Origin of the sequence: Candidatus Methylacidiphilum fumarolicum (assembly GCF_949774925.1) — a bacterium.
In the GTDB taxonomy this organism is placed as follows: domain Bacteria; phylum Verrucomicrobiota; class Verrucomicrobiia; order Methylacidiphilales; family Methylacidiphilaceae; genus Methylacidiphilum; species Methylacidiphilum fumarolicum.
Map to the genome: position 1 here is coordinate 2,064,606 of NZ_OX458932.1, position 23,098 is coordinate 2,087,703.

Sequence of the window (23,098 nt, forward strand, 5' to 3'; positions counted from 1 at the left end):
TTTATCCATGAGAGCAATCAGGCGGTATGTCTAAAAGGCAGCAGCATATGCAAGAAAGTTCTCAAGTTCCTTTTGGGCCTTCGGGCAGTCAGTCTTTTAAGAGCAAATGGATTTTCTCCTGGCAAATTCACTCCTTCTCCAATTTGACAAGCAGATTCATATCCAGCTTGCTCTACGATATCCAAGCATTGTTTGGTGAATTGCCCATAAGGAAACGAAAAATGGCGGATGGGTACGGAGAAAGTATCCTCCAGATACTTTTTGGAATCCTCTATTTCCTTTTTCAGTTCCTTACTAGAAAGAAGAGGCAAGTGTGGGTGCGAAAAAGTATGACTGCCAATTTCCTGACCAGAAGCAATCCACTCCTTAATCTCCTCTTCAGTCATTAGCTTATGTGCCGGCTCTCCTAAAGGTCTATCCCATTCATTCGTTTTCCCAATATATCCAGCAACCACAAATAGAATGGCTCGCATGCGAAACCGATTTAAAAGCGGCAAGGCTCGAGTAAAAACAGATTGATAAGCATCATCAAAGCTGATAATAACACCACGACAGACCGAACAACTTGCTGCAACAAATTCTCCAAGTGTTATGGAAGGCCATTCCATCGACCAGAATTCTCCTAATTGTCTTTCAAAGAGCAAATTAGAAACCCACAATGAAGGGAATTTTGATTCTTTTGGATTTTTTCCAATATGATGGTACATGAGTATGGGGGTCTTATCTCCATACACTCTTCGGTAATGGGACAGATGGGTAAAGGAGGCATCGAGTTGGGAAGAAACTTTAGGTAAGCCAGCCATGAATGCGAATTTATCGATAATTATAGTCAGTTGCAATACCCAACTGTTGCTTCAAGAAGCTCTCCTTTCTATTGAAAAAAGCCAAGACTCTCTTCCAAAGCTAGTTATTGTCTTTGACAACGGATCAAAAGATGGGACAGAAGAAATGTTAAAAAAATTTTTTCCTTGGGTCCTTTATCTTCGTTCCGAAACTAACCTTGGGTTTGCAAAAGCAGTCAACTCTGCAGCCGTACATGCTCAAGGCGACTATCTTTTATTGCTCAATTCTGATGCCAGATTAGAAGCTGACTCCATCAAACAAGCTATTCGTTGGATGGAAACACACAAAGAGTGTGCTGTGTGCGGTGCACAACTTCTTAATGAAGATGGGACACTTCAAAATTCAATCGCCAATTTTCCTACTCTTTTAACTGAGTTAGGGAATAAGTCGCTGCTGCGAAAGCTTTTCCCGAAAAAATTCCCAGGTAAAGAAAATAAACCTAAAAACCCCCAAGCCGTTGAATCAGTTATTGGTGCCTTTTTCCTTGTTCGAAAGAAAATTTGGGATGAATTAGGAGGATTAGACGAACGGTTCTTTTTCTTTTTTGAAGAAACTGATTTCTGTTTTAGGGTCCTACAAAAGGGCTATCAAGTGTATTATTTGCCACAAGTCAAAGTGTGGCATGGACAAGGGAAAACAGCTAAAACGGCCCTAGTCGAAGCTCGAATCGAGTATTGGAAATCTCGATACAAGTACTTTAAAATCCACCGTCCCTATCCTGAATTTCTGATCTTAAAAGTCGGTTTGTTGTTACGGCTTAGCTTCTCTTTGATATTTGAAAGCCTCCTTTATCTTCTAACTTTAGGCAGACGCAATTCCGAACGCTTAAGGATTGGCTATAAAATCGCCCTTTGGCATCTCAAAGGAATGCCTGAGAACATGGGGCTATCTAAGGGTTAAAATGCAAAACAAGCTTAAGGTGCTATTGATCAATTCCCTGCTGAAGGGGGGAGGGACAGACAATCAATGCCTATTGCTTGCAAGGGGCCTCAAAGAATTAGAGATTCCTGTTATCGTTGCTTGTCCACAAAGAGCGGAACTTTCCTCTCTATTAGAAGACTATGGGATAGAAACGGTCCATTGGGAAAAAAATCTTTCTGGAATTTTCCAGCTATGGAAAATAATTAACAGTCGAGAAATTTCCATTGTGCATGCGCATCATGGGAGAGATTATTGGCCAACCATTGTCGCTGGTTCCTTGGCCGCAAATAAGCCCAAAATTGTTCTCTCGCGTCATATGGCTAAAAGCCCTGGTTCTTGGATCAGTAAACATTATCTTTTAGAGTCTTGCGACTGTTTGGTTGCCGTCTCTCATTTTACAAAAAAAGTTCTCATCCAGGGAGATTACGATCCACTATGCCCAATAAAAGAACGGCATCAAAGAGATCCGCTTTTAGGAGACCATAGAAAAATTAAAGTCATCTATGGGGGCATTGACACCCAACGATTTTACCCTAAAAAAGCAATCCAATTAAGGAATAAATTGGGGATTGAAGAAGAACATTTTCTTTTCGGAATGATTGGTAGTTATGATTTTCCAGTGGGGAAAGGCCAGTTGGAATTTATCGAAGCGGCCTACCAAGTTCAAAAGCTGCTTCCAAAGAGCCGATTTCTCCTTATTGGAAGAGGGAACATGCAGCAGTTGCTGGAAGAAAAAATAAAAAGTTATTCTTTACAAGACCACTTCTTTCTCATCCCTCATAACTCTGAAATAGAAAACTGGATTAATGCACTCGACTGTCTGGTTCATCCAGCCATCGCCACGGAAGCCTTTGGCCTAGTTATCTTAGAGGCATTTGCCTGCGGCAAGCCAGTCATTGCCTCTTTTTTAGACGGCATCCCTGAAGCTTTTGAGGCCTGTCAGTTTGGCAGGCTAATTCCCCCATGGTCCATACAAGAATTATGTCAAGCAATGGTCGATATCGGAAATTGGCCACCGATTCCAGAAGAAAAACGTTGGGAATATCATAAAAAAATTGCCTCTTCTTATTCCTACAACATTATGGCAAAAAACATGTTAAAGTTATATGATACGCTATAGGTGTTCACTTTCCTTCCGATTAAAAGGAAAAAGCGTTATATAATTGATTTAAAATTCTAAGGCATAAAAGTTCTCCATTCTACTTGGTTAAGATGAAAAAACTTGATAGAAAGTACTGTATAAGGGATTGCGCATTAAGTAAAAGAAAGTAGAAGTTTGCTCCCTACTTGAACCCTACACAAAAAGTAATGTAATATATTGCTAATCAATAAACTATAAAGAATCTGTTTAAATGAATAATTTTCAAAAACAACTAAGTTTTTGGCTTCTTTTGTTATGGATACTATTTAGGACAGCATTCCTTTTTTCTTCTCCCTTCCAGGAAGTTGCTTCTTTCAGTTCTATTCCCAATATTTCAGAGGCCAGTCTATCTGAAGGAACAATTCTAGGAAACTTTGATGATAAAAACAGCAAAGGCCATGTGATATTAATCGAAACTTGTTTCATAGTGCCTGCTGATCCACAGGCTGTTTCCAATGCTTTTTTACACTGGGACCCAAGCAAATTCCCATCGCTTAAAGTCTTTAGTCATTTGGAGCATGGCTCATCCAATGATTTTCCCTTTAATGCCTTAGCCTTCGATATCAAGAAAGCTCCAATAAAAAAACTGCTTCAGGAAGCATTTAGAGTGAAACCAGGCCGAAGCTCCATTAACCTAAGTACAGAAGAAATCAAACAACTCCAAGCAGACCTTTCTAACTTTAAGGGGAAAATTGATGAACATTCCGCACAAGCCCTCCATACCTTTTTTGTGAACGATTTACAGACCAGACTACTTAATTACTCAAAATCTGGACTTCTCAACCTCCCTCCTTATGAAAACGGCAATAGCCCTGTCAAACCCATAGAAGAAATTGATAAATTGGCAAAGGCGAGCCCCAAAATTTACACCCGTTACCAAGCTCTTCTTGATTCTCTGCTCAGTAATTGGACCAGTCAACAACCTCCCCAAAACTATTACTGCAATTTTTTCGATGCGAACGGCATGGGCACACTCTCCCTTGGGTCCAGCTACGGGTTCAAAACCCAAGAAAGCTGGCAACAGATCAACCTCGAATTTTATGTGAGTGCAATCTACTACAACGGCATGGAAATCGTAGAAATGTGGCCTTTGGAGTCAAAAGGTAAGAGGACGACTTTGGTTTGGAAAGCGCATATGCTTGCCGTTCCAATTGGTGGGTTATTAGAAGATGTCAATCGAATGGCCTACGGACTTGCCTTATTGCAGGGTACAAAAAACGCAGATCAAGCTTTTCTATCTGAATTTTCATCGAAATAATTTAGGTGGCTTCTTGAACCTCTTTTTTATAAGCCGTTGCTGCTTCTTTGATAAGCAAAGCCAAGTTTAATTTTGGTTGAACGAACTTTGGCCGAAACCATGGGAAAAGTCCCATAAGATCATGGAAAACACGGATCTGCCCATCGCAAAATTTACCTGAGCCAATTCCAATTGTTGGAACCTCCACTCTCTTGGTAATTTCTTCTGCCAGCTGATCTTCTACAGCCTCAAGCACAATAGAAAAGACACCTGCCTTGCTTAAAAAAAGGGCATCATCAATAATCTTCTTTTTTTCCTCTTCCCTTAATCCCTGCTTCCTATACCTTGGAGTTTCTCCCAAGAATTGAGGCATCAATCCAATATGTCCCATCACCTGAATGCCTTTGGCAAGAAGCAGCTCTACAGTAGCTGCAATTTCCGTTCCACCTTCAACTTTTACTGCTTCTGCTCCCGCATCACAAAGCTTTTGGGCACAATAAAGGGCCTGGTTAGGGTTACGATTCCAGCCGTAGGGCATATCGGCAACAACTAAGGCTTTGACTTTTGCCCGAGCAACCGCTCGAACATGATGAAGCATATCATCCAAGCTGACTTTTGTCGTGTTTTCATAACCCAATACCACCATTCCAAGAGAATCCCCTACCAACAGGAGCGGCAACCCCGCTTCGTCAACGATTTTCGCTGTCGGATAATCGACCACCGTCAATGCCGCAATCTTTTCGCCACTATTTTTCCGGTGTCTTATCCAATCTGGTGTTATTTTTGTCGAGTTCATGAAGAAGGCTTTTAATGGTTTTTGAGTATCCTGGAAGGATGAGTTCTGGTCGAATTTCGGCAAGAGGCCCTAGAACAAAACGTCTTTGACAGATACGCGGATGAGGAATGAGAAGATCAGGTTCAACGATAATGTTAGAACCATAATATAAAATATCCAAATCTATCGGCCGAGGCCCATTTTTTTCTCGTTCGGAGAGAGGCAATCTTCCTTGAGAAATTTCAAAATCTTGAAGACGCTGCAATAAGCTTCGGGAAGAGAGAGAGGTGTCAATTTCGACAACACAATTCAGAAAAGGTGGCGAGCCTATGGGACAATCCACTGGCTCAGTTTCCCAAATAGAAGAGCAAAGAAAATGTTCTCCTTCAGTTAATCGCTTTAAAAAAGCTAAAGCTTCCCTGATTTGCTCTTCTCTTTTTCCCTGATTGGTCCCCACTCCTATGCCTACTTTCATAGAAAAAAATAACGGTTTTTAATTGGTACTGTAAAATTACGGGAGTCTATTCAGCTGATTCGTAAATGAAAAGAAGCCATATCACTATCCCCTATCGCTTCCATCATCCTTAAAAATTTGTTCATAGGCTTTTGTCGTTTTGTCAATTCTTTTTGGGAAATAGCCAAGCCAGAGTGCGATTCGGGATTCATAGAAAAGAGTTGGGATGTCGTCCAAAGATTTTTACCAGAATCGTATGTAACTTTTTCAACTTTCAATCCACATTTTTTAGCAGCCAAGGCCATTGATTTGACACTAAATATATGAAGGTGTCGAGGCGGATCCCACATCGCCCAAGCATTTCCGAACTTTCTCCATCCGTAACTATCCACAAGCGGAGTATTAACCAAGATCACCCCATTTTCCTTGAGATGATCTCTTAAAGTTTTCAAAACAACAAGAGGCTTTTCCAGATGCTCTATCACATGGTTTAAAACGATTAGGTCAAATTGGTGGTCTCTTAGCTGAGAATAATCCCCTTTTTTTATGACCATTTCTTTTGTCTCAATTTCTGGACCTTGCCAATAAGGATCTAATCCATAAAGCTTTTCAAATCCCCAACTATATAGCCTTAAGAGAAATTGAGCCCTTCCACAACCATAATCAAGAATTTTTGAGTGTTGATTGATGCCTAGTTCTTTAAATTGCCAGAGAAAGCCAGGAAATAATTTTCTTAAAATCCCTAGAGAGCTTTCTTTCTTGTTTCCTATAAACAAAAGTAACCAGGCTAGATATTTTTTAAAAAGGCTTTTTTTTGCCAAAATTCCAAATTCCAAAATTTTGGACTGATAGTTGGCTGTATAATGTCTTGCTAAATCTGTAGGAATAGGGTCGATCTGCAAACAGCCGCACTCTAAACATTTGAAATAAACGAAGCGCTCAAAACTACCCATAATGGTTTCTTGAGCTATATACACAGGATGACTAGCCTCACAGCCACAAATCCTGCATGTCGAAATATCAGGGAGTATCATCGCCATTTTTTATTGAATAGATTAAAAACTCTTTGCTAAAAATGACTGGAATAACTCAATATGAGGAACTTTTTATTTACAACTTTTTTCTTTTTATTCCAATTTTCCCTTTTATTCGCACAAAAAAACTCTGGGCTTGTGCTTCCTTCCCATACGATGATTGTTTTGGTAGCCGAGGCAAAAGGGGTTCAGATCTATTCCAGTCAGCCTCAAATTGGGGAAAAAAACAGCTTTGAATGGAAATTGACAGCTCCAAAAGCCTTACTATTTGATAAATCTGGAAAACAAATTGGCAAGCATTATTCTGGGCCAAGTTGGGAGCTGAACGATGGGAGTAAAATAACCGCTATGCTTCCTCCCATAGCGAAGGTGGACCAACAGACTGCTATTCCCTGGTTACTTTTAAAAGTTAAATCTCACGAAGGCAAGGGTCTTTTAAGTAATGTCCAATATGTCATTCGGGTTGCTACCCTAGGAGGTCTTCCACCTAAAAAAGCACCTTCTAAAGAGAATCAATGTTCGAAAATATCCTATCGAGCCACTTATCTTTTTTTAGCCAAGAGGGCCCAATCTTTTTGAAAAAATCTCACTAACCCTGTGGCTGGGGGCGGAATCGAACCGCCGACACACGGATTTTCAGTCCGCTGCTCTACCGACTGAGCTACCCAGCCAGAATGAAAAAAAACAGTTATATGATTAAAAAAGGAAAAGCAGCCAAAGTCAACTCCAAAGGATATTTTCAGGAAGGAACTCGAGCAGGGGCATAAGGATGGCCAACAAACCCCGAAATGGTCGAAAATTCATATTCTTTTTCCAGAAGAAAATCGAGTATTTGCCCTGTCATTTGTGCGGTTTCTTTATGAATATCATGCAAAAGAATGATGGAACCAGGCTTCGTTTCCTTCTCTATAATCTGCATTACTTTTTGTGCCCCAGGCTTCGTCCAATCTCTTGTATCCACATTCCATAGGGCCACTCCCAGCTTGAATTTATAGGCTATATGAGCTTGAGAGCGTCGGAATGATCCATAAGGAGGTCTCAGCCATACCGGACGAGTTCCTGTAGCATCCACAATTAAATCTTGAGTAAGTCGGATCTGGTCTTCTACTTGGGCATCAGACAGCTTAGAAAGTTGTGGATGGTTGAATGTATGATTTCCAATCTCATGTCCCGCTGCCTGCACTTCTCTAGCTAAAGAAGGATAGACTTTCACATGCTCTCCAAGCATGAAGAAAGTTGCAGGGATTTTCCTGCTTTCTAAAGCGCGCAAAACCATTTCAGTCGTATGGGGAACAGGTCCATCATCAAAAGTTATTGCAATCCTTCTGCCAAAGCCAGGACCGCTATGAACAAAGGGGACTTCGATATCTAGTGGGTTTTTTGAATGGCTTGGAGCTGGAGAAGTCGCATTATAGTTGACAATTGGCTGTTGCAGAGAAAAAACATCCCGAAGAGAATATCCAATGCTAACACCAAAGAATGAGAAAATAACTTTTTTGAAAAAAAATCTTCTATTCATTGACAAAGCCTTTTATTTAGCATTTTTAAGATACAACATCAACTTATTCTTTGAATCTTTGAAATAAGAATAACTTTGTAATAAGAACAATATTCGCATTGCATTTGTATTACACTTAAAAATTCATCCTTTCATCAACGATGAGACAGAAAAATACATTTATTTAAACAAAAACTTATTAGAAAGGACCAAATTTATGACTGAAGCAACGAAAGCTGGACTAGAAGGGATCGTAGCAGGGAAAACTTCTATAAGCACTGTAGGAAAAGAAGGGCTCGATTTGACTTATAGAGGATATTCCATTCATGATTTAGCAAAAAAGGCAACCTTCGAAGAAGTCATCTTTCTCTTACTCCATGGAGAATTACCCACCTTAACACAGCTTAACGAATTCATTGATCAGCTAATGTCCTGGCGTTCCCTCCCCCCTGAACTTCAAACCGTTTTAAAACTCATCCCTAAGGACTGCAATCCCATGGATGTCTTACGGACGGGCTGTTCAATGCTTGGAACCCTTGAACCTGAAAAGAGCAGCAGCCTCCAGTTGACTATTGCCAAAAGGCTACTGGCAATCATGCCTTCCATGCTACTGTTCTGGTATCAATATCATATGGGCAAAGGATCTATTGAGACTTCATCAGAAAGCGAAAAAACAATAGCCGCTCACATTTTGCACCTTTTATATGGTCATCCTGCTAGTCCCTCTCAAATACGCGCCCTGGATGTCGCCCTAATCCTTCATGCCGAGCATGAATTCAATGCCTCGACTTTTACCTGTAGAGTTATTACTTCGACTCTTTCCGACTTTTATTCTGCTATTACTGGAGGAATCTGTGCTTTAAGAGGCCCTTTACATGGAGGAGCCGATGAAGCAGCCATGGAACAAATCATACAGTTTAAATCAGCGGATGAGGCCGAGGTCGGCATAAAATCCATGCTCACCAAAAAAGAGAAAATTATGGGTTTTGGACATCGAGTCTATAAATATGGTGATCCTCGGTCGGATATCATAAAAGAATGGGCTAAAAAGCTTTCCGATGAGCCCTCAAAGAAAAACCTCTTTGCAATTGCAGAAAGAATTGAAGAAGTCATGTTCAGGGAAAAGCATCTGTATCCTAATGTAGATTTCTACAGTGCTCTTACTTATCATTTTCTTGGAATCCCCACTTTTCTTTTTACCCCTCTTTTTGTGATTTCTAGAACTTCTGGATGGTGTGCACATATTTTTGAACAAAGGGCTAATAACCGGCTGATTAGACCCATTGCTGAATATGTGGGTCCTCTTCCCAAGCCATTTATACCCATTGAAGAAAGAAATTGAATCTTGAGAGTGAATAGTTCAAGTTTTCAAAAGAAACAAAAGGGCTACGTTTAACGCTCGCATGCCTAAAGATAAAAGCGGATGCGATGCGACATCGTTGACCCGCGTCTGAAGTTTGATGCCTTGAAGGGATTCAGTGGCAACTAGAAAACAAGGCTGACAATATTTGTTAAGAAAGCTGCCCCTTGGTCTTATCCCTCTGCGCTCAGGCCAAAAGATAGACAAGAGGCTTGAGCCTATAATCAATGGATGTTCCAAGTGGGATTCAGTGGGTTATGAAAAAAAGGGGGCTGTTACAACTCTACTTTCTAGAGGAGCAAATTATAAAAAATAGGAAGCTAGCTATTCCTTTCATTCTTCTACAAAATATCCAGAGGAAGCCTCTAATGCTTAAATAAATGAAAAATGATCGGTTTTTTTAAAAATAAAAAAGAAAACAATCTTGATTGGAATATTTTTTTTGGGTCGCACAGTTACGATCCAAGAAAAATATCCCCAACAGTAAAAGGGATTGGGAAAGAGAGTCTTACTCAAATCGTTAACCTTTTTTCAAGCCATAAGAAAGAGATAGAGAAAAAAATCATTGTTCTCTATTCCACGACTAGTGGGGTTGGGAAAAGCCATCTAGTAGGAAGATTATTCCAGTATTTTTCGCCAAACTTTTTTCTTATTTCAATTCCTCCTCTTTTCTCTCCATCCGGTTTTTTTCAATACCTTCGGCAATGTATTTACAATGAGCTACTTTTCCCTGAAAAATCTGGCTCGACAGGATGCTGGCCTGGCCAAGCAAATCAACGCGATGTGCTTGCCTATGGCATTCTTCTTGAGCTAGTAAATGAAGCCGCCCAAAAAAATAAAAGCTTATACAGGAAAATTCGTTCCGCTATTGTTTTTCTAAAAAAAAATCCGACCTCGCTTCTCCCCGAAGAAGTCGTTCCAGAATGGGTGGAATGGCTGAAAAGAGACTTCCCTTTTGTCCTTCCCATTTTGGAGAAAGAACTGACCGGATGGGGAGCTTTCGCTAACGACCCAAGAGATTGGATCAAAGTCATCTATGGGTTTTCTGTCCTCGGACAAGACAGACGAATAACAGAAATGTGTAAAAATTGGTTTTTTGGAGAACCTTTCATAAGTCCCGAACCTTCCTTTTTTGATATCCCCTATAAACCTTTGCAGATAGACAAAGAAGAAGAAGCAAAATTAAAAATTAAAGATCTATTCCACCTTTCCTTAAGAGTCCGACCCTTTCTTCTTGTTTTCGATCATTGGGACCACCTCCTCAATAGCGAATCTTTGCTCGAGAGATTTCTTTGCTTTCTTTCAGAACTTCTTTCCTTTCCCAACAGATTCCTATTGATCGTTGGGACTGAACCTTTTCTAAAGGCTCTCCAAACTAGTAGTCAAATTTGTCCTCATTTACTGACCATCCGTATGGAAGTTCCTCCCAAAGAAGATCTTGTGGCAGTAGGATGCTCAAGGTTGGCCATGATAAAAGGGTTAAAAAAGGAGAAAAAAATGGCCTTAGAACAGCTATGTCGGAATTACGAAGGGCCAACAGCCTTTCCTGCATACTTTGAATTCGGTTACAACAAAATTTTATCTCAATTAAAAAATCCACAAATCTCTGCCATGCCTCTTTTCGAAACCGTTCTGCTCGAAGCTAAACTGGCTATAGAATTAAATCCAAGGCTCCTCCCTTTCCAAGCACCTATGATCTGGTTCTTGACAATGGCAGCCAGAACCATCTCCTGGATAACCGTTACCAATCTAGAACAGCCCTATTTTGATCTCTGTTGGACTGTCCACTCGCATCTTTACTGGCTTAGTCTTGAGCCTTTTGCTTCTTTTTTGACTGAAGCATTCTTATCCGAAGTAAATAGAAATAAGGTCGATCCTAACCTCTCTTTAATTTGTTTCCTCCCTCCCACAATCCCTCCTCCCTTCCATTCCAAGCTCAAACAAGCAAAAGACCTACCCGTTCAATTCCATCTAGTTGATTTCGAACAGTTCACTGAAATCTCTGCCCTTTATCTTCTTTTCATCACTGCCTACCAAGACACTCTTTTCGAACAGTCCGGAATAAAAGAAAAAATTGAAGCTTTAGCCCGCTATCTGATTTCCAAACAAGATCCTTCGGTCGAGCCATCGTATGAAGAGGACCTCCAACAAACCTACTACGAAATTGTTCGCGACACGGTAAGAGACAAAAAATCCGTTGGCTTTTCCGCTCTACAAGAGAGTTTACCCTTAAAACTAACTAGAAAAGATATTCTGCGTGCCGCAGGTTTTTCCCCAGAAATTCTTGTCGTTCCTTCTCTCGCAGGCCTCCCACATTTCCTTTGGATTCATTAATCGAAAAGAATTCATTCTTTCCAATAGCTGTTCGATCCCAATGGAGTCCTCCTTTTTACTTATACAGTTATTGGGAGAGAATAAGAAATTCGGTTATAGATCCAAGCTTTTTAGAAGCCTTCTGTTAAAAAGTGCTCTTTTTTAAGCCTATTCAGGGTTTCATGGAATTCCTGTTGGGTAGGTCCACCAAGGGATTCTAGTTTTCGGTAAATGGTGAGGGCTCCAACCCAATCTTTCTGTTCTTCCTTTATTAAAGCTGCTTCTACTCCAGCTTTAATTCTCCAATAAAACTCGGGGAAAAGAGTCGATTGCAGCGCATGTGAGGTCTCTCGGTCAGCGTCATATTTTATATGGTCTGTCCTCCCATTGAGAACATCCAAAAAGGAAGCCAATGCATCCTCAATTCTTCCTTGCTTTTGAAGGCAAACGGCAAATTTGAAAGCAGCCTCGTCTTTTTCCTCAATATCAGCTGATGGATCTTTTATCACATTGGAATAAAGAGAAGAGGCTTCCTGATAATATTTTTTTTCTTTAGCTGCCATGGCAAAAAAGCAATCGGCTTTTCTTAAGAGCGCAATCACGTGCAGTTTTCCTGTCGGCTCTTTATCCAATACCCCATCAAAAAGTGAAACGGCGGCTGGGTATTGGCTCTGATCAAAATAAATCTTGCCTTGCAATAATCTAGCTTCGGATTTTATAGGGGAATTTTCTGGAATCTTTTCCAAAAGCAGCACGGCCCCCGAGAGATCTTTGCACTCGATCGCTGCTTTTGATGCCCAATAATAAGCTTGATCTCCTAACTCACTGTTGGGATAGTCTTTCGGCACTTCTTCAAAAAGCCATCGTGCCCCATAAAAATCCGCTTCATCATAGGCATACTCAGCAGCCGAAAACAAAGCTTTAGGGGCAATAGGATCGGAAGGATACTTTCTTAAAATTTCTATCATCTTCTCTCTGGCAGCATGCGCACCTATATGGCCAGCGAGATAATCAGAAAAAACAGCCAGGTATAATGCCTCAGGAACAAATTTGTCGGTTGGGTAATCATCACAAAGCCTCATAAATTCTTCAGTAGCCTCGGCATATTTTGCCTGTTTTAAAAAGAGTTTTCCAAGATTTAAAAGTAAAATGGCTTTCTCCTTTTTTATCAAAGGATCCGATAGCGCTTTTTCGAGTATGCCAATAGCATTGTCAAATTGATTGAGTTCTTCCCAAAGATTAGCTTCGGTAAGATAAATCTCCAAGCGGAAGCTACTGGTAGGATATTTCAATAAAAAAGCTTCTTTTGCTTTGAGAAAATCATCCACATTATGCATCCGAGCCCTCGAAAGAAGGACATTGTAAAGGGCCTCTTCTTCAAGTTCTCCCTGCTTTTGAAAAGCCTGCGCAAATTTATCAGCACTATCTTCAAATTTTGATTTATCATAATCAATTAGCCCCAGATAAAACAATGCATGTTCGCTTACATGCGCATCCGTCGAGGCTAGTGCTTTATAGAAGTATTTTGTAGCAGGTTCCTTAGAACCCATCTCATAATAAATTCTGCCTAGGCTATATTCCACCTGTTTATCGGTCCCTAACAAGGATTGACTATCCAAAAGCTTTTCCAAAAGAAGCAGTGCAAAATCATATTGTTCGTTTTTTGCTTCTTCTTCAGCCTCAATAAATCTTACCCAGGCTCCAATCTTTGATCCCTTTTCAAGAGGGAACATAGAAAAAAGCTTCTGTCTAGCCTCGTTGAGCCGACTTAAAGCGATAGCTGCATCCAAGTAGTATTTGACAAAAAGAAGCTGTAACTCTTCTTTTTTACACAAACTAAGCCCTTTTTCAAAAGCCTGCATCGCTTTTCCCGTTTCTTCTAAAGCCAGATAAGTTTTTCCAAGTTCCAAGAAGCCAAGAATGTTAATATCCCTAGAAAAACCCGCTTGATCCACAACAGACTGAAAATAGGGAACAGCCTCTTGAGGATGGTTTTGTTCCAGTAGCTTTCCTGTCCAGTACTTGGCTTCTATACCACTTTCCGAATTAGGGCTTTTAGCTATAACCGAATGAAAATACTCTTTAGCTTCATTTTGATTGCCATTACTTAATGCAATCTTTCCAAAGATTAGCAGGGCTTCAGCACAACTAGCCGCATTTTTAGAATGTAAGACTTTACTGATCGTTTCTTGAGCTTCCTTAGTCTTCCCATCTTGCCATAAAGAAAAGCCTTTTCTAATCCAAACCTTTTCAAGGAGTGCCGTATCCAGAAGATATTTTTCAGCTGTCTCATATTCTCGAATCGCTTCTGTCCATTTTCCCATAGCTCGGTAAGCTTCAGCCCTCCAAAAAGCGATTTTCCCAGAATCTTCAACGGAAAATGGCGGTAGTCCTTTTTGCGATAAAAGCGTAACAAGATCCTCGTATTTGGCCAGGAAATACAAGGCTTCTGCATGCTTGAGATAAACAGCAGCAAGATCTGAGGATTGAGGATAATTCTTTTCAAATTCTTTCGATAATTCGACCACGCGACTAAGCAGGCTATCATCCATTGATTCATTGATCTGATCATAAAGATGTTTTTCAAGACCCAGCGCAAAACTGTTCCAAGAGCTAGAGCAGTAAGTGGTTAGAAAAAGAAAAAAAAAGAGCAAAAGGCGCTTGATCATCTCTGTCGCTCAAATAAGGCTCGTAGGTATCTCCCAGTCCAGCTTATGGCTTCTCTGGCCACTTCTTCCGGGCTACCAGTTGCAACGACTTCTCCCCCCTTCTCCCCTCCCTCCGGTCCTAAGTCTATAACATAATCTGCCGACTTAATAACATCAAGATTATGTTCGATCACAATCACCGTATTGCCTCGTTCCACTAGATTATGGAGCAGTTTGAGAAGCAAATCAATATCGGCAAAATGCAGACCGGTTGTCGGCTCATCAAGAATATAAAGTGTTCTGCCTTCAGTCTTTCTTTGCAATTCCACAGCTAGTTTCAGTCTCTGTGCTTCGCCTCCCGAAAGAGTGATAGCAGGTTGTCCAAGTTTTAAATAGCCAAGACCAACTTTCGACATCATTTCAAGTTTTTCGAATAGAGGAGGGATATTCTTAAAAAAATCACAGCCTTCTTCTATAGTCATATCCAAGACATCCGCAATATTCTTCCCCCGGTAAGTGACTTCTAATGTCTCCCGATTGAATCGTTTCCCTTGGCATGCTTCACAAACAACAAAAATTGGAGGAAGAAATGCCATTTCCACTTCTATAAGCCCCTCTCCTCTACACCGTTCACACCGACCTCCGGGAACATTAAAACTAAACCTCGCAGCGGAAAATCCCATGACCTTCGATTTGGGAAGTTTTGCAAAAAGTTCCCTAATGATGGGCAAAGCCCCACAATAACTTGCTGGATTGGATCGAGACGATCTGCCAATAGGAGATTGATCTACAATGATAATTTTTTTAATCAAGGACAATCCTTCCACTCTATCACATAGATCTAATCCAGTCTTTGGATCATTGCTTTGCTGCAAAAATATTTTTGCAAGGACATCATTGACAAGAGTGCTTTTACCTGATCCGCTTACCCCTGTGACACAGCAGAAAAGTCCAATAGGAAAAGCAATATCGATGTTTTTTAAGTTATGCTTTCTGACGCCAAAGAGCCGTATAAACTTTCTTGATGGTTTTCTTCGTCTTGCTGGAATTGGAATAGAAAGTTCCCCGCGTAAGTAGGCCCCTGTCACGGAAGCTTTGGATTTGAGTATATCCTCTAAAGTTCCAGAAGCAACAATATGTCCGCCAGCCGAACCTGCTCCTGGCCCAAGTTCAACGATATAATCGGCTTCCCTAATACTCTTTTCATCATGTTCTACCACCACAACTGTATTACCCATGTCTTTGAGCCTTTTTATTGTCCTAATCAATTTCTCTGTATCTCTTGGGTGAAGACCAATGCTTGGTTCATCCAACACATAGAGCAAGCCTGTCAATTCTCCTGAAAGTTGTGTGGCCAATCTTACCCTCTGCGATTCTCCCCCAGACAAAGTGCCAATCTCTCTGTTCAATGTCAGATACCCAAGTCCAAGTTCTTCTAGGTTTTGGAGCCTAGCTGCTAATCCAGAGAGCATTTCTTGAGCTGCCTTATCACTTGTGTAAGACGCTAAGAGTTCTCTTACCCAACACAAAGCCTCCGATACAGTAAGATCCAGCACCTTCGATATGTTAAATGCCGGCCAGCCCTTCAATTCAATAGTCACAGCTAAGGCTTCTGGATTAAGTCTTTGCCCATTGCAGGCTTTGCAAGGAACCGAAAGAATAAATTCTTTCAGCCTAGCCTTAAGGATTGCAGACTTGCTTTCCTCATACATTCTTTTGAGAGCAGGAATAACGCCTTCAAAAGGCTTAAAACTTTTTCTTTTCTTTTTTGTTGAGATACTCGAAGAGCCAAACAAAATAGCCTGCTTAAATTCCTCCGAACAGTCTTGCCAGCTCCTATCGATAGGTTCTCCAAACAAAGCGGCTTGTTCGAGCAATTCTTTAAGGAACACTTTAGATAATCCTCCCCCGATTTTTTCCCAAGGAGCCAAAGGATTATCTTTCAAAGAGACAGTTGGATCGGGAATCAGCAAAGCAGGATCAAAATCAAGCTCACACCCTAACCCCTGGCATTTAGGACAAGCTCCCAAAGGAGAATTATACGAAAAGTGTCTTGGACTTAGTTCCTGAAAAAGAAAACCTATTTCTGGGTCATAATGAAGATTACTCATGACCCATTCCCCCGATTTACCTTGAGTATCCTGAAAGACAGCACATAATACACCTCTTCCTATCCTTAAAGCCAATTCTACAGAATCATAAAGACGGCTCGTTATATCTGGCTCAATCCGTATCCGGTCAATCAGTATTTCTATGGAATGGGCTTCCTCTGGGGAAAGACTCACCACCTCTTCGATTTCTTGGAGGCGGCCATCGATTCTTGCTCTCAAGAATCCTTCTTTTTGCATCTGCTCTAAAAGAGGAATAAAATTGCCTTTTTCTTTTTTGATTAATGGAGCCAAAAGCATAACCGGAGTCTGCTGTGGTAATGCCATAAGACGAGCCACTATTTCTTCGACTGTATACTTTTTTAGTTTTTTCCCAGTCAACGGATGGTGAGGCTCGCCAAGATGGGCAAAAAGTAACTTCAAATATTCATAGATATTGGTCGAAGTAGCCAAAGTGGAACGTGGAGAGGCTGCAGAAGTTTTCTGTTCTACTGCCACAGCAGGAATCAAGCCTTCAATTAATTCCACCTCTGGTTTTTCAAGCTGCTCAAGAAATTGTCTTGAGTAGACCGAAAGGCTTTCCATATACCTTCTTTGGCCTTCGGCATACAGAGTATCAAAAGCAAGCGAGGATTTTCCTGAGCCGCTGACTCCTGTAATTACCGTCAGCTGGCCTTTAGGAATATTTAAAGAAATGTTTTTTAAATTATGTTGCTTGGCTCCTTTGATCCTAATAAAAGAGTTCTCTATCATGTTCACAACCTAAAGACTTCAACCAAACCGATAAATAAATTGACTAAAAACAAAGCGCCGTCTCTTTATGTATTCCGGTATTCAAGACTCATCGATCCATTTTTTGCCTCTGTCCTGATTCCTTTCTATTTTTCAAATGCATGGCATTAGCTCCTAAAACTACCACCCCCAACTTTAATCCAACTTAATTCTTCAACGTAGCTACGACTTTCTTTGGCAGTAAGGACTAATATACAAGGAACTATGTCGATTGCCTAACAGCTAAATCGGATGAATTTTCTCCGTGCCTTCAATAAAGATTTTCTGCGTTTGTCAGAGTTCCGACCAATCCACTAGCTGCTCAAGCCACTAAGAACTCACTTCTTACAGATGAGGCTTTAAGTCAATACAAGGGTCTTTTTGTTCAATCACCCACAAATATTCCTGATTTCCTTCCTGCCCTAAAATGGGGGAAGGAATGACTGCCGCTGTTTTCATAGGGAAATTAGCTGTAAGCCAAAGCTCAAGATCTTTGATTACTCGATTTCTAATGCCCTCATCCCTTATGACTCCTTTCTTGCCAACCTCCTTTTTCCCTGCTTCAAATTGAGGTTTAATCAAAGCACAAACCAATCCATTGGGAGTAAGTAATGGAAATAGGGCAGGCAAGATCAATTTCAGTGAGATAAAGGAAACGTCAACGGTTATTACATCAAAAAGTTGATTAGAAAAATCTTCTTTTTTCAGATATCTTGCATTCATCCCTTCCATTATTTTGACTCGAGGATCAGACCTTATTTTCCAATGCAAAAGCCCCTTTCCCACATCAACACAATAAACGGTTCGAGCGCCATGCTGAAGTAAGCAGTCGACAAACCCACCAGTCGAAGATCCGACATCCAAACATATCTTCCCTTCCACATGCAAATGAAAAGAATGAAAAAGGACTTCCAGTTTATATCCCCCTCTACTGACATACTTTTCCCTTTGCTCGATTTTTAGGGGTTGGTCAGGATCAAGAAGTGAGCTTGGTTTAAGTCTAGCTCCAGGCTTATCGAGGATTGAAACTTTTCCTGCAAGAATAAGCCGCTTAGCCTCTTCCCTAGAGGATGCCATCCCTTTCCTCACAAGCTGCTGATCAAGCCTTTCTTTTCTCACTATCAATGTAAAATTTTTTTGTAATTTTAAATTGCAACTTGCTCTACTTATCAATTTAATAAAAAACTCATTAAAACAAAAAGATAAGGAAGTATTTTAAATATAAAGCATGCTTTGGAACAGAAACTCATGGAATGCGTTTGAAAATTAAACATTTTTTGTTTTCGATCATTTTCAGTTTAAACATAATCCTTTTGGATTAAAATAAAGTAGCATAAACAATTTAAATAAAAATTCCGGAGTAGCTCAGTGGTAGAGCGGACGGCTGTTAACCGTTTGGTCGTAGGTTCGAATCCTACCTCCGGAGCCAAATTTAATCCGCTAAACTTGAGTGTTTCCTTTTTAACGTAAGACCTTGTGGAGCGATCCCATCGGGGTCTCATCGTTTCAGAAGTGGCCACGCACACTTACAACCGCCCGCACATCTACCCCGAGCGGGATGTCAGCGGAAGCATGCCTTCTTCGAGCCGCTCAAAATTGGTTTCGCTAGCGGCAAAGGCGCCTTCGGAACGAGGCAGACCATCCGGCACAACACGGACGCAGCCCTGGAGCTCAGGAAGGAGATGAAGGCCACAACCGGCATCCAGTCCGTGGACGTGCGCCCTCCTGTAGAATTTTGACCTGCTCGGATAAGTGGTCCGTTCCCTGACAATCTTTTATAATACAGCTGTCCAGACTCACTAGCCAGTCGTCGCACGTATTACCAGAGAGCTCGGCTAGGTCGACGTCGCGAATGATTCGATTCGCACCCGAAGGAGTATGCCGAGGCGTCTTCCGGAGGTTTCGTCGTCAATTCCTAAGGTGGGAAATCCAGATATGCGGGCTTGCGGGCGTCATCTTCGGGGAAAAATCGGCGGCGCCCCGAAAAGCGGGAGCACCTCGCCTGACTCTTCCCCCGCCTACCGCTGCTAAGCAAGAATCACGAGACCCATTCTACCGGCGCAGCATGCTCAATATCGACGGTGGCCACAGGTTATTCGAGCGCTTTATTACAGTCGAGCGGCTCGCCACGGATAAGGCCTTCGCCGGATTCGTGGCCAGCTTAAACAACCACGGCACGCTTCTGCTCGACCATACCCGGTCGCGATCCAAGAAATTCGCACCGGTTAGGTGATAGGCACCCAAAAGGATCCCATTCATCACGCTGACTACCTGTTCATGCGCTAGAAGATGCGATGCTTTGCAGAGGTGGACAAGCGTGATTCAGTTTCGCCTGCTTGCGAATGCCGAGAGGGATGGTGCCATGGATATTGACGGTTCAAGGCTCGATTCCGGCGCTGCCGCAGGCAGATCACCGCCGTCCTAACATGATGGACCAATACAAAAAAACTCATTGTTCTCAAGAGGGACAACCCATTGAAGCTGCAGTGACATTTCCACCGCAAGGCCGTCCTCTATGCTTCGTAACCAGCATACCTTGACGCGGTATTGGCGGAACAACAAGGAAATAGAGAGCTTCCTGTCCCGCCCATGAGCCTGGGTGTGTTCCAGTTCAAGGACCTGGCCATGTATTAGGAGGAACCCTTCGAGTTCATCGCCTAGGAGAGAAATGGGAAGGAAAAGTGACAGACACCTAAATGGAACCCATGAACCATGGAATGAACCCAAAAGAGCCCTTGAATGCGAACACACGCGGTATACTAAGATACTTCATCTAAGGCACTCTAAGGCGCGATTTCTAGAACCACGACCACTTTTGCCGAGCCGTCGTGGCGATGAAGGACACCACAGTCCACGGTTGACTATTTGAGAACTTCTCCGGAACGCCGGTTCTGGAGGCCCAGAAGGAGGATATCCTTGCTATCGTGACCACTAATCCGCTCGTCGATATAATAACACAAGCCTCCATCGTGGCTTGCATGTCCAACCCCGACCCCCCTCTCCGACTGGGTTATGAAGAAAGGCAAAGGCGCACCCTGGTCTCCTGTTTACGGGGGGATTCTTACCTTCGGTAACCCCGAGACATTCCTTCTGGCAATTGACTGGCTGGAGCGGAGCAATCCGGCGGTCCCTGCCTCTACCGTGCTTCCTGGTCCCTATCCTGACAAATGAGTGCGGAATCCAGGTTCTGCTCTATACGGTTCGAGATTGCTGGGCCAAGAGCTTCAAGGGGCTAACCGGCGAAATCTAGCGCTGAAACTCAGTAACTAACTGGTCTCCATCTGGAGCCATGTATGCGCAAATTCTCGGTATTCCAGCAATTTATTCTTGACTGGAATGGACCGTTTGCCTATACGCATGAATGTATTAATTGGCATACACTGTGCTATTATCTGAAGATAAAAACAGCGGAAATATTGCGGATACATATGAAATTACAATTGGCATACATGGGGAGTGATTTTAATTACTAACGAGAGGATTTTAAATGGCTGCTGAAGAATGCTAGGTTTGCGCCGACGACGTGGCTGCCTACTTTGGGGTGGCCAAGAACTCGGATTATAGATGGATCGATGAACGAAGGCTCCCTGCTTACTGCGTGGGATGGCTCTTTCGTTTCAAGCTATCCGAAATAGAAGAGTGGGTGCGCCAGAACAATGAGCGAGAGATGACTCCAAATTTCGTCCAAAACCAACCCTCCTCGAAAACCCTGACGAATCGATCAACACCGATGGCATGTTCAAGGAAAAGGGACGGGAATGAGGAAATAGCCAGATTCTTCAACACAACGCGGTCGTTCATCCAGGGCAACCCTGACTTGCGTGATCCCCAGGTCGAAGGATGGTTCCCCACGCGCCAGAACTTCCGGATCGCCATGCCGTTCAGACGAACAGATAAAGCTCTCGAAGCCTTGCCTCTAGTCACAGCACCCATTCGACACCAAGACTCCGTGGTCGACGAGTTGAAAAACATCATGCACACCCTTCTTGACCGCGCATACCAGGAGAACTTATGAAAGGACGCAGAGATAAGCCCCAGCATGAGGACCAGGCAGCTAAACGCCCGAAACAGCGCAAGTCGGTTTCATCTTTGGCGAGCAAGAAGCTTTATCAGGAAGCCGACAATCGCTGTCCATTCTGCGGTGTTGCTGACGTAGCCGTGCTAGAGATTCATCACATAGACGAAGACCCCTCGAACACTAAGATTGAGAATCTGATTGTCGTGTGCAGGAACTGCCACACCAAGATCACGTGTGAGGAGATTTCGCCGGCGGATGTCCATGCGAAGAAGGTAGAACTGTTTTGGCTTCACAAGGCGGCACCCTGGCGGGACGAAAAGAGTCTCGGGCAGTCGGTTAATGTGGATGCCGCGAGTGTCAGCGGCAGCATTATCGCCAACACCGTGACCTTTGGCCGCAAACGGTCACCCCGAATGCAATACCCGGTGGATTCTATCGGTGCGGACGCCATCAAGAAGGGATACACCGACTATCTGATCAAACGCTACTTCGATTATTGTAAGGCCGACGCTAGCTATCTATGGCAGTTTGCGCCCTTTCAACCATGCCGAAATTCACTTACCATTCAGCGCAAGTTCAAGGTAAAAACATTCTTCATCCATGTCTCACGCTTTGAGGAGCTCTGTGACTACATCAATGGCCGAGTGGGCCAGACTAATCACGGCTGGTACAACTGTGCGCGATCCGTTCCGAATTACGGCTCATTTGAAGAATACGAGGCGGAGCAACTAAGGCATGAATAATGAGCGTCACATACAATGTCATGCGGAATGCGAGACAAAAGGGGCGCTGCGGATTCCCGACAGCGTCTACGGACGTCTTGTCTTTTCCCAGTACTGCGCACCTAAGAACGTCTGTCGAACATTGCCAACAAATGCCCAATCGCCAATTCTTGGTCTCAATACAGTGTGCCCATATTACACCATGTTCCCCCTGGAATTTCCGCTCCGCCGTCTAACCAATGCCGATAAGAACGAGTGGGTTCTTGATCCCTTCTGCGGCCGTGGGACAACCCTATTTGCCGCTCGTCTTCTCGGTCTCGGCTGCGTTGGCATTGACAGCAACCCTATTGCGGCGGCGATAGCAGCAGCGAAATTGGCACAGACCACATCGGATGCCGTTGTTGAAACGGCTCGGTCAATTCTTACGAGCCAATCCTCGCCGATTTCGATGCCAGCAGGTGACTTCTGGAACCTCTGCTATCATCCTGATACATTGAAAGAGATTTGCATTCTGCGAGAACGGCTGATGGAGTCTTGTAAGACCGCTGAAGAGATTGTGTTGCGTGCGCTGCTGTTGGGCATACTCCACGGGCCGCGCAATCGCGGACTTCCGACTTACCTTTCGAATCAGATGCCACGTACATACGCAACAAAACCCAATGCTGCCGTTCGCTACTGGCAGCGCACCAATAAAACAGAACCGCCACGTGTCGATGTTCTGAATGCTGTGAAGCGCCGGGCGGAATATTCTCTTAGGATTATTCCGCCGCCTTCCAAAGGAGCAGTCTACTTCGGCGATGCCCAGCATACCGATAGGGTGGTTCCAGCTTCCTACAGATTCAACTGGGTCGTGACATCTCCACCTTATTTCGGTATGTGCACCTACCGCCCTGATCAATGGCTTCGCAACTGGTTTCTTGGAGGCGCTGATGCTGTGGATTATTCACAGGAAGGTCAGATCTCTCATTCCGCTGATAGGTTTACCGAGGAATTGTCTAACGTATGGAAATCGGTTGCAAAACGATGCTCTCCAGGCGCCATTCTTATCATTCGCTTTGGCTATCTGCCTAGCGTTCCAGTGGACGCCCGGGAAATTCTACAAATGTCTTTGAATCTTGCAGATTCCGGCTGGCGCATTCGGCGATGGATCGATGCTGGATCGGCAAATAACGGCAGGAGACAGTCCGAACAATTTTGCCGCATGATGAAAGCTGCAACAAGAGAATTCGATGTATATGCCAGGCTCGAGGGATAA

General features: G+C 42.8%; 18 protein-coding genes and 2 tRNA genes. 10 read left to right on the forward strand and 10 right to left on the reverse strand.

Annotated elements, in window-relative coordinates; all coding sequences use genetic code 11:
• Nucleotides 1-17: 17 nt before the first annotated feature.
• Nucleotides 18-803: a polysaccharide deacetylase family protein gene (locus QOL44_RS09420; RefSeq protein WP_009059187.1), complete on the reverse strand. Its 786-nt coding sequence runs from the start codon at nt 801-803 to the stop codon at nt 18-20.
• Between QOL44_RS09420 and QOL44_RS09425 the strand changes: the two genes are divergently transcribed.
• The 3 genes from QOL44_RS09425 (at nt 802) to QOL44_RS09435 (ending at nt 4,163) form a co-directional block, all read left to right on the forward strand.
• On the forward strand, nt 802-1,743 hold the full coding sequence (locus QOL44_RS09425) for a glycosyltransferase family 2 protein (protein ID WP_009059188.1): 942 nt from the start codon (nt 802-804) through the stop codon (nt 1,741-1,743). The two genes, QOL44_RS09420 and QOL44_RS09425, sit on opposite strands and share 2 nt — an antisense overlap.
• Before the next feature lies 1 nt (nt 1,744).
• Nucleotides 1,745-2,884 carry a glycosyltransferase family 4 protein gene (locus QOL44_RS09430; protein ID WP_009059189.1) on the forward strand — a complete coding sequence of 380 codons (1,140 nt, stop codon included), beginning with the start codon at nt 1,745-1,747 and terminating at the stop codon, nt 2,882-2,884.
• Nucleotides 2,885-3,116: 232 nt separating this feature from the next.
• Entirely contained in the window at nt 3,117-4,163 is a 1,047-nt protein-coding gene (locus QOL44_RS09435; RefSeq protein WP_009059190.1) for a hypothetical protein, read from the forward strand.
• Nucleotide 4,164: 1 nt separating this feature from the next.
• Here the strand turns inward: QOL44_RS09435 and panB are convergent, their stop codons facing one another.
• From panB to QOL44_RS09450, 3 genes are read right to left on the reverse strand one after another with little or no spacing between them, the layout of a single operon-like run.
• Nucleotides 4,165-4,938 carry a 3-methyl-2-oxobutanoate hydroxymethyltransferase gene (panB, locus tag QOL44_RS09440; protein ID WP_009059192.1) on the reverse strand — a complete coding sequence of 258 codons (774 nt, stop codon included), beginning with the start codon at nt 4,936-4,938 and terminating at the stop codon, nt 4,165-4,167.
• Complete coding sequence (folK, locus tag QOL44_RS09445) at nt 4,889-5,392, reverse strand: 2-amino-4-hydroxy-6-hydroxymethyldihydropteridine diphosphokinase (protein WP_009059194.1); 504 nt, start codon at nt 5,390-5,392, stop codon at nt 4,889-4,891. Before folK ends, panB begins: the two co-directional genes overlap by 50 nt.
• A gap of 50 nt (nt 5,393-5,442) precedes the next feature.
• Nucleotides 5,443-6,405 carry a class I SAM-dependent methyltransferase gene (locus QOL44_RS09450; RefSeq protein ID WP_134372961.1) on the reverse strand — a complete coding sequence of 321 codons (963 nt, stop codon included), beginning with the start codon at nt 6,403-6,405 and terminating at the stop codon, nt 5,443-5,445.
• A gap of 60 nt (nt 6,406-6,465) precedes the next feature.
• Between QOL44_RS09450 and QOL44_RS09455 the strand changes: the two genes are divergently transcribed.
• Nucleotides 6,466-6,984 (forward strand): DUF3455 domain-containing protein, encoded by a 519-nt coding sequence (locus tag QOL44_RS09455; RefSeq protein WP_009059199.1) that lies wholly within the window; start codon nt 6,466-6,468, stop codon nt 6,982-6,984.
• A 19-nt stretch (nt 6,985-7,003) separates the two neighbouring features.
• On the opposite strand, the gene QOL44_RS09460 is transcribed toward QOL44_RS09455, so the two are convergent.
• Nucleotides 7,004-7,076, reverse strand: a tRNA-Phe gene (locus tag QOL44_RS09460).
• A gap of 68 nt (nt 7,077-7,144) precedes the next feature.
• A complete protein-coding gene (locus tag QOL44_RS09465; RefSeq protein WP_009059201.1) occupies nt 7,145-7,924 on the reverse strand; it encodes a polysaccharide deacetylase family protein in 780 nt (259 codons plus the stop codon).
• Nucleotides 7,925-8,120: 196 nt separating this feature from the next.
• On the opposite strand from QOL44_RS09465, the gene QOL44_RS09470 reads away from it, so the two are divergent.
• Nucleotides 8,121-9,245 (forward strand): citrate synthase/methylcitrate synthase, encoded by a 1,125-nt coding sequence (locus QOL44_RS09470; RefSeq protein ID WP_009059202.1) that lies wholly within the window; start codon nt 8,121-8,123, stop codon nt 9,243-9,245.
• 18 nt (nt 9,246-9,263) lie between these two features.
• On the opposite strand, the gene QOL44_RS09475 is transcribed toward QOL44_RS09470, so the two are convergent.
• On the reverse strand, nt 9,264-9,470 hold the full coding sequence (locus QOL44_RS09475) for a hypothetical protein (RefSeq protein ID WP_283401179.1): 207 nt from the start codon (nt 9,468-9,470) through the stop codon (nt 9,264-9,266).
• Between the two features lie 180 nt (nt 9,471-9,650).
• On the opposite strand from QOL44_RS09475, the gene QOL44_RS09480 reads away from it, so the two are divergent.
• Nucleotides 9,651-11,597: a hypothetical protein gene (locus QOL44_RS09480; protein WP_009059204.1), complete on the forward strand. Its 1,947-nt coding sequence runs from the start codon at nt 9,651-9,653 to the stop codon at nt 11,595-11,597.
• A 110-nt stretch (nt 11,598-11,707) separates the two neighbouring features.
• On the opposite strand, the gene QOL44_RS09485 is transcribed toward QOL44_RS09480, so the two are convergent.
• The 3 genes from QOL44_RS09485 to QOL44_RS09495 all read right to left on the reverse strand — a co-directional run bounded on the left by QOL44_RS09485 (nt 11,708) and on the right by QOL44_RS09495 (nt 18,222).
• Nucleotides 11,708-14,245: a tetratricopeptide repeat protein gene (locus tag QOL44_RS09485; protein ID WP_009059205.1), complete on the reverse strand. Its 2,538-nt coding sequence runs from the start codon at nt 14,243-14,245 to the stop codon at nt 11,708-11,710.
• Nucleotides 14,242-17,085: an excinuclease ABC subunit UvrA gene (gene uvrA, locus QOL44_RS09490; RefSeq protein WP_009059207.1), complete on the reverse strand. Its 2,844-nt coding sequence runs from the start codon at nt 17,083-17,085 to the stop codon at nt 14,242-14,244. The genes QOL44_RS09485 and uvrA overlap by 4 nt, the downstream gene beginning before the upstream one ends.
• Nucleotides 17,086-17,448: 363 nt before the next feature.
• Nucleotides 17,449-18,222, reverse strand: coding sequence for a TlyA family RNA methyltransferase (locus tag QOL44_RS09495; RefSeq protein WP_009059210.1), 774 nt, complete (start codon nt 18,220-18,222; stop codon nt 17,449-17,451).
• A 235-nt stretch (nt 18,223-18,457) separates the two neighbouring features.
• Here QOL44_RS09495 and QOL44_RS09500 point away from each other — a divergent pair.
• The 4 genes from QOL44_RS09500 (at nt 18,458) to QOL44_RS09510 (ending at nt 23,098) form a co-directional block, all read left to right on the forward strand.
• Nucleotides 18,458-18,532: transfer RNA gene (locus tag QOL44_RS09500), tRNA-Asn, on the forward strand.
• 2,094 nt (nt 18,533-20,626) lie between these two features.
• Nucleotides 20,627-21,118, forward strand: coding sequence for a helix-turn-helix domain-containing protein (locus QOL44_RS11365; protein ID WP_045086488.1), 492 nt, complete (start codon nt 20,627-20,629; stop codon nt 21,116-21,118).
• Nucleotides 21,115-21,864: an HNH endonuclease signature motif containing protein gene (locus QOL44_RS09505; RefSeq protein WP_009059507.1), complete on the forward strand. Its 750-nt coding sequence runs from the start codon at nt 21,115-21,117 to the stop codon at nt 21,862-21,864. Before QOL44_RS11365 ends, QOL44_RS09505 begins: the two co-directional genes overlap by 4 nt.
• On the forward strand, nt 21,857-23,098 hold the full coding sequence (locus QOL44_RS09510) for a DNA methyltransferase (protein WP_009059509.1): 1,242 nt from the start codon (nt 21,857-21,859) through the stop codon (nt 23,096-23,098). Before QOL44_RS09505 ends, QOL44_RS09510 begins: the two co-directional genes overlap by 8 nt.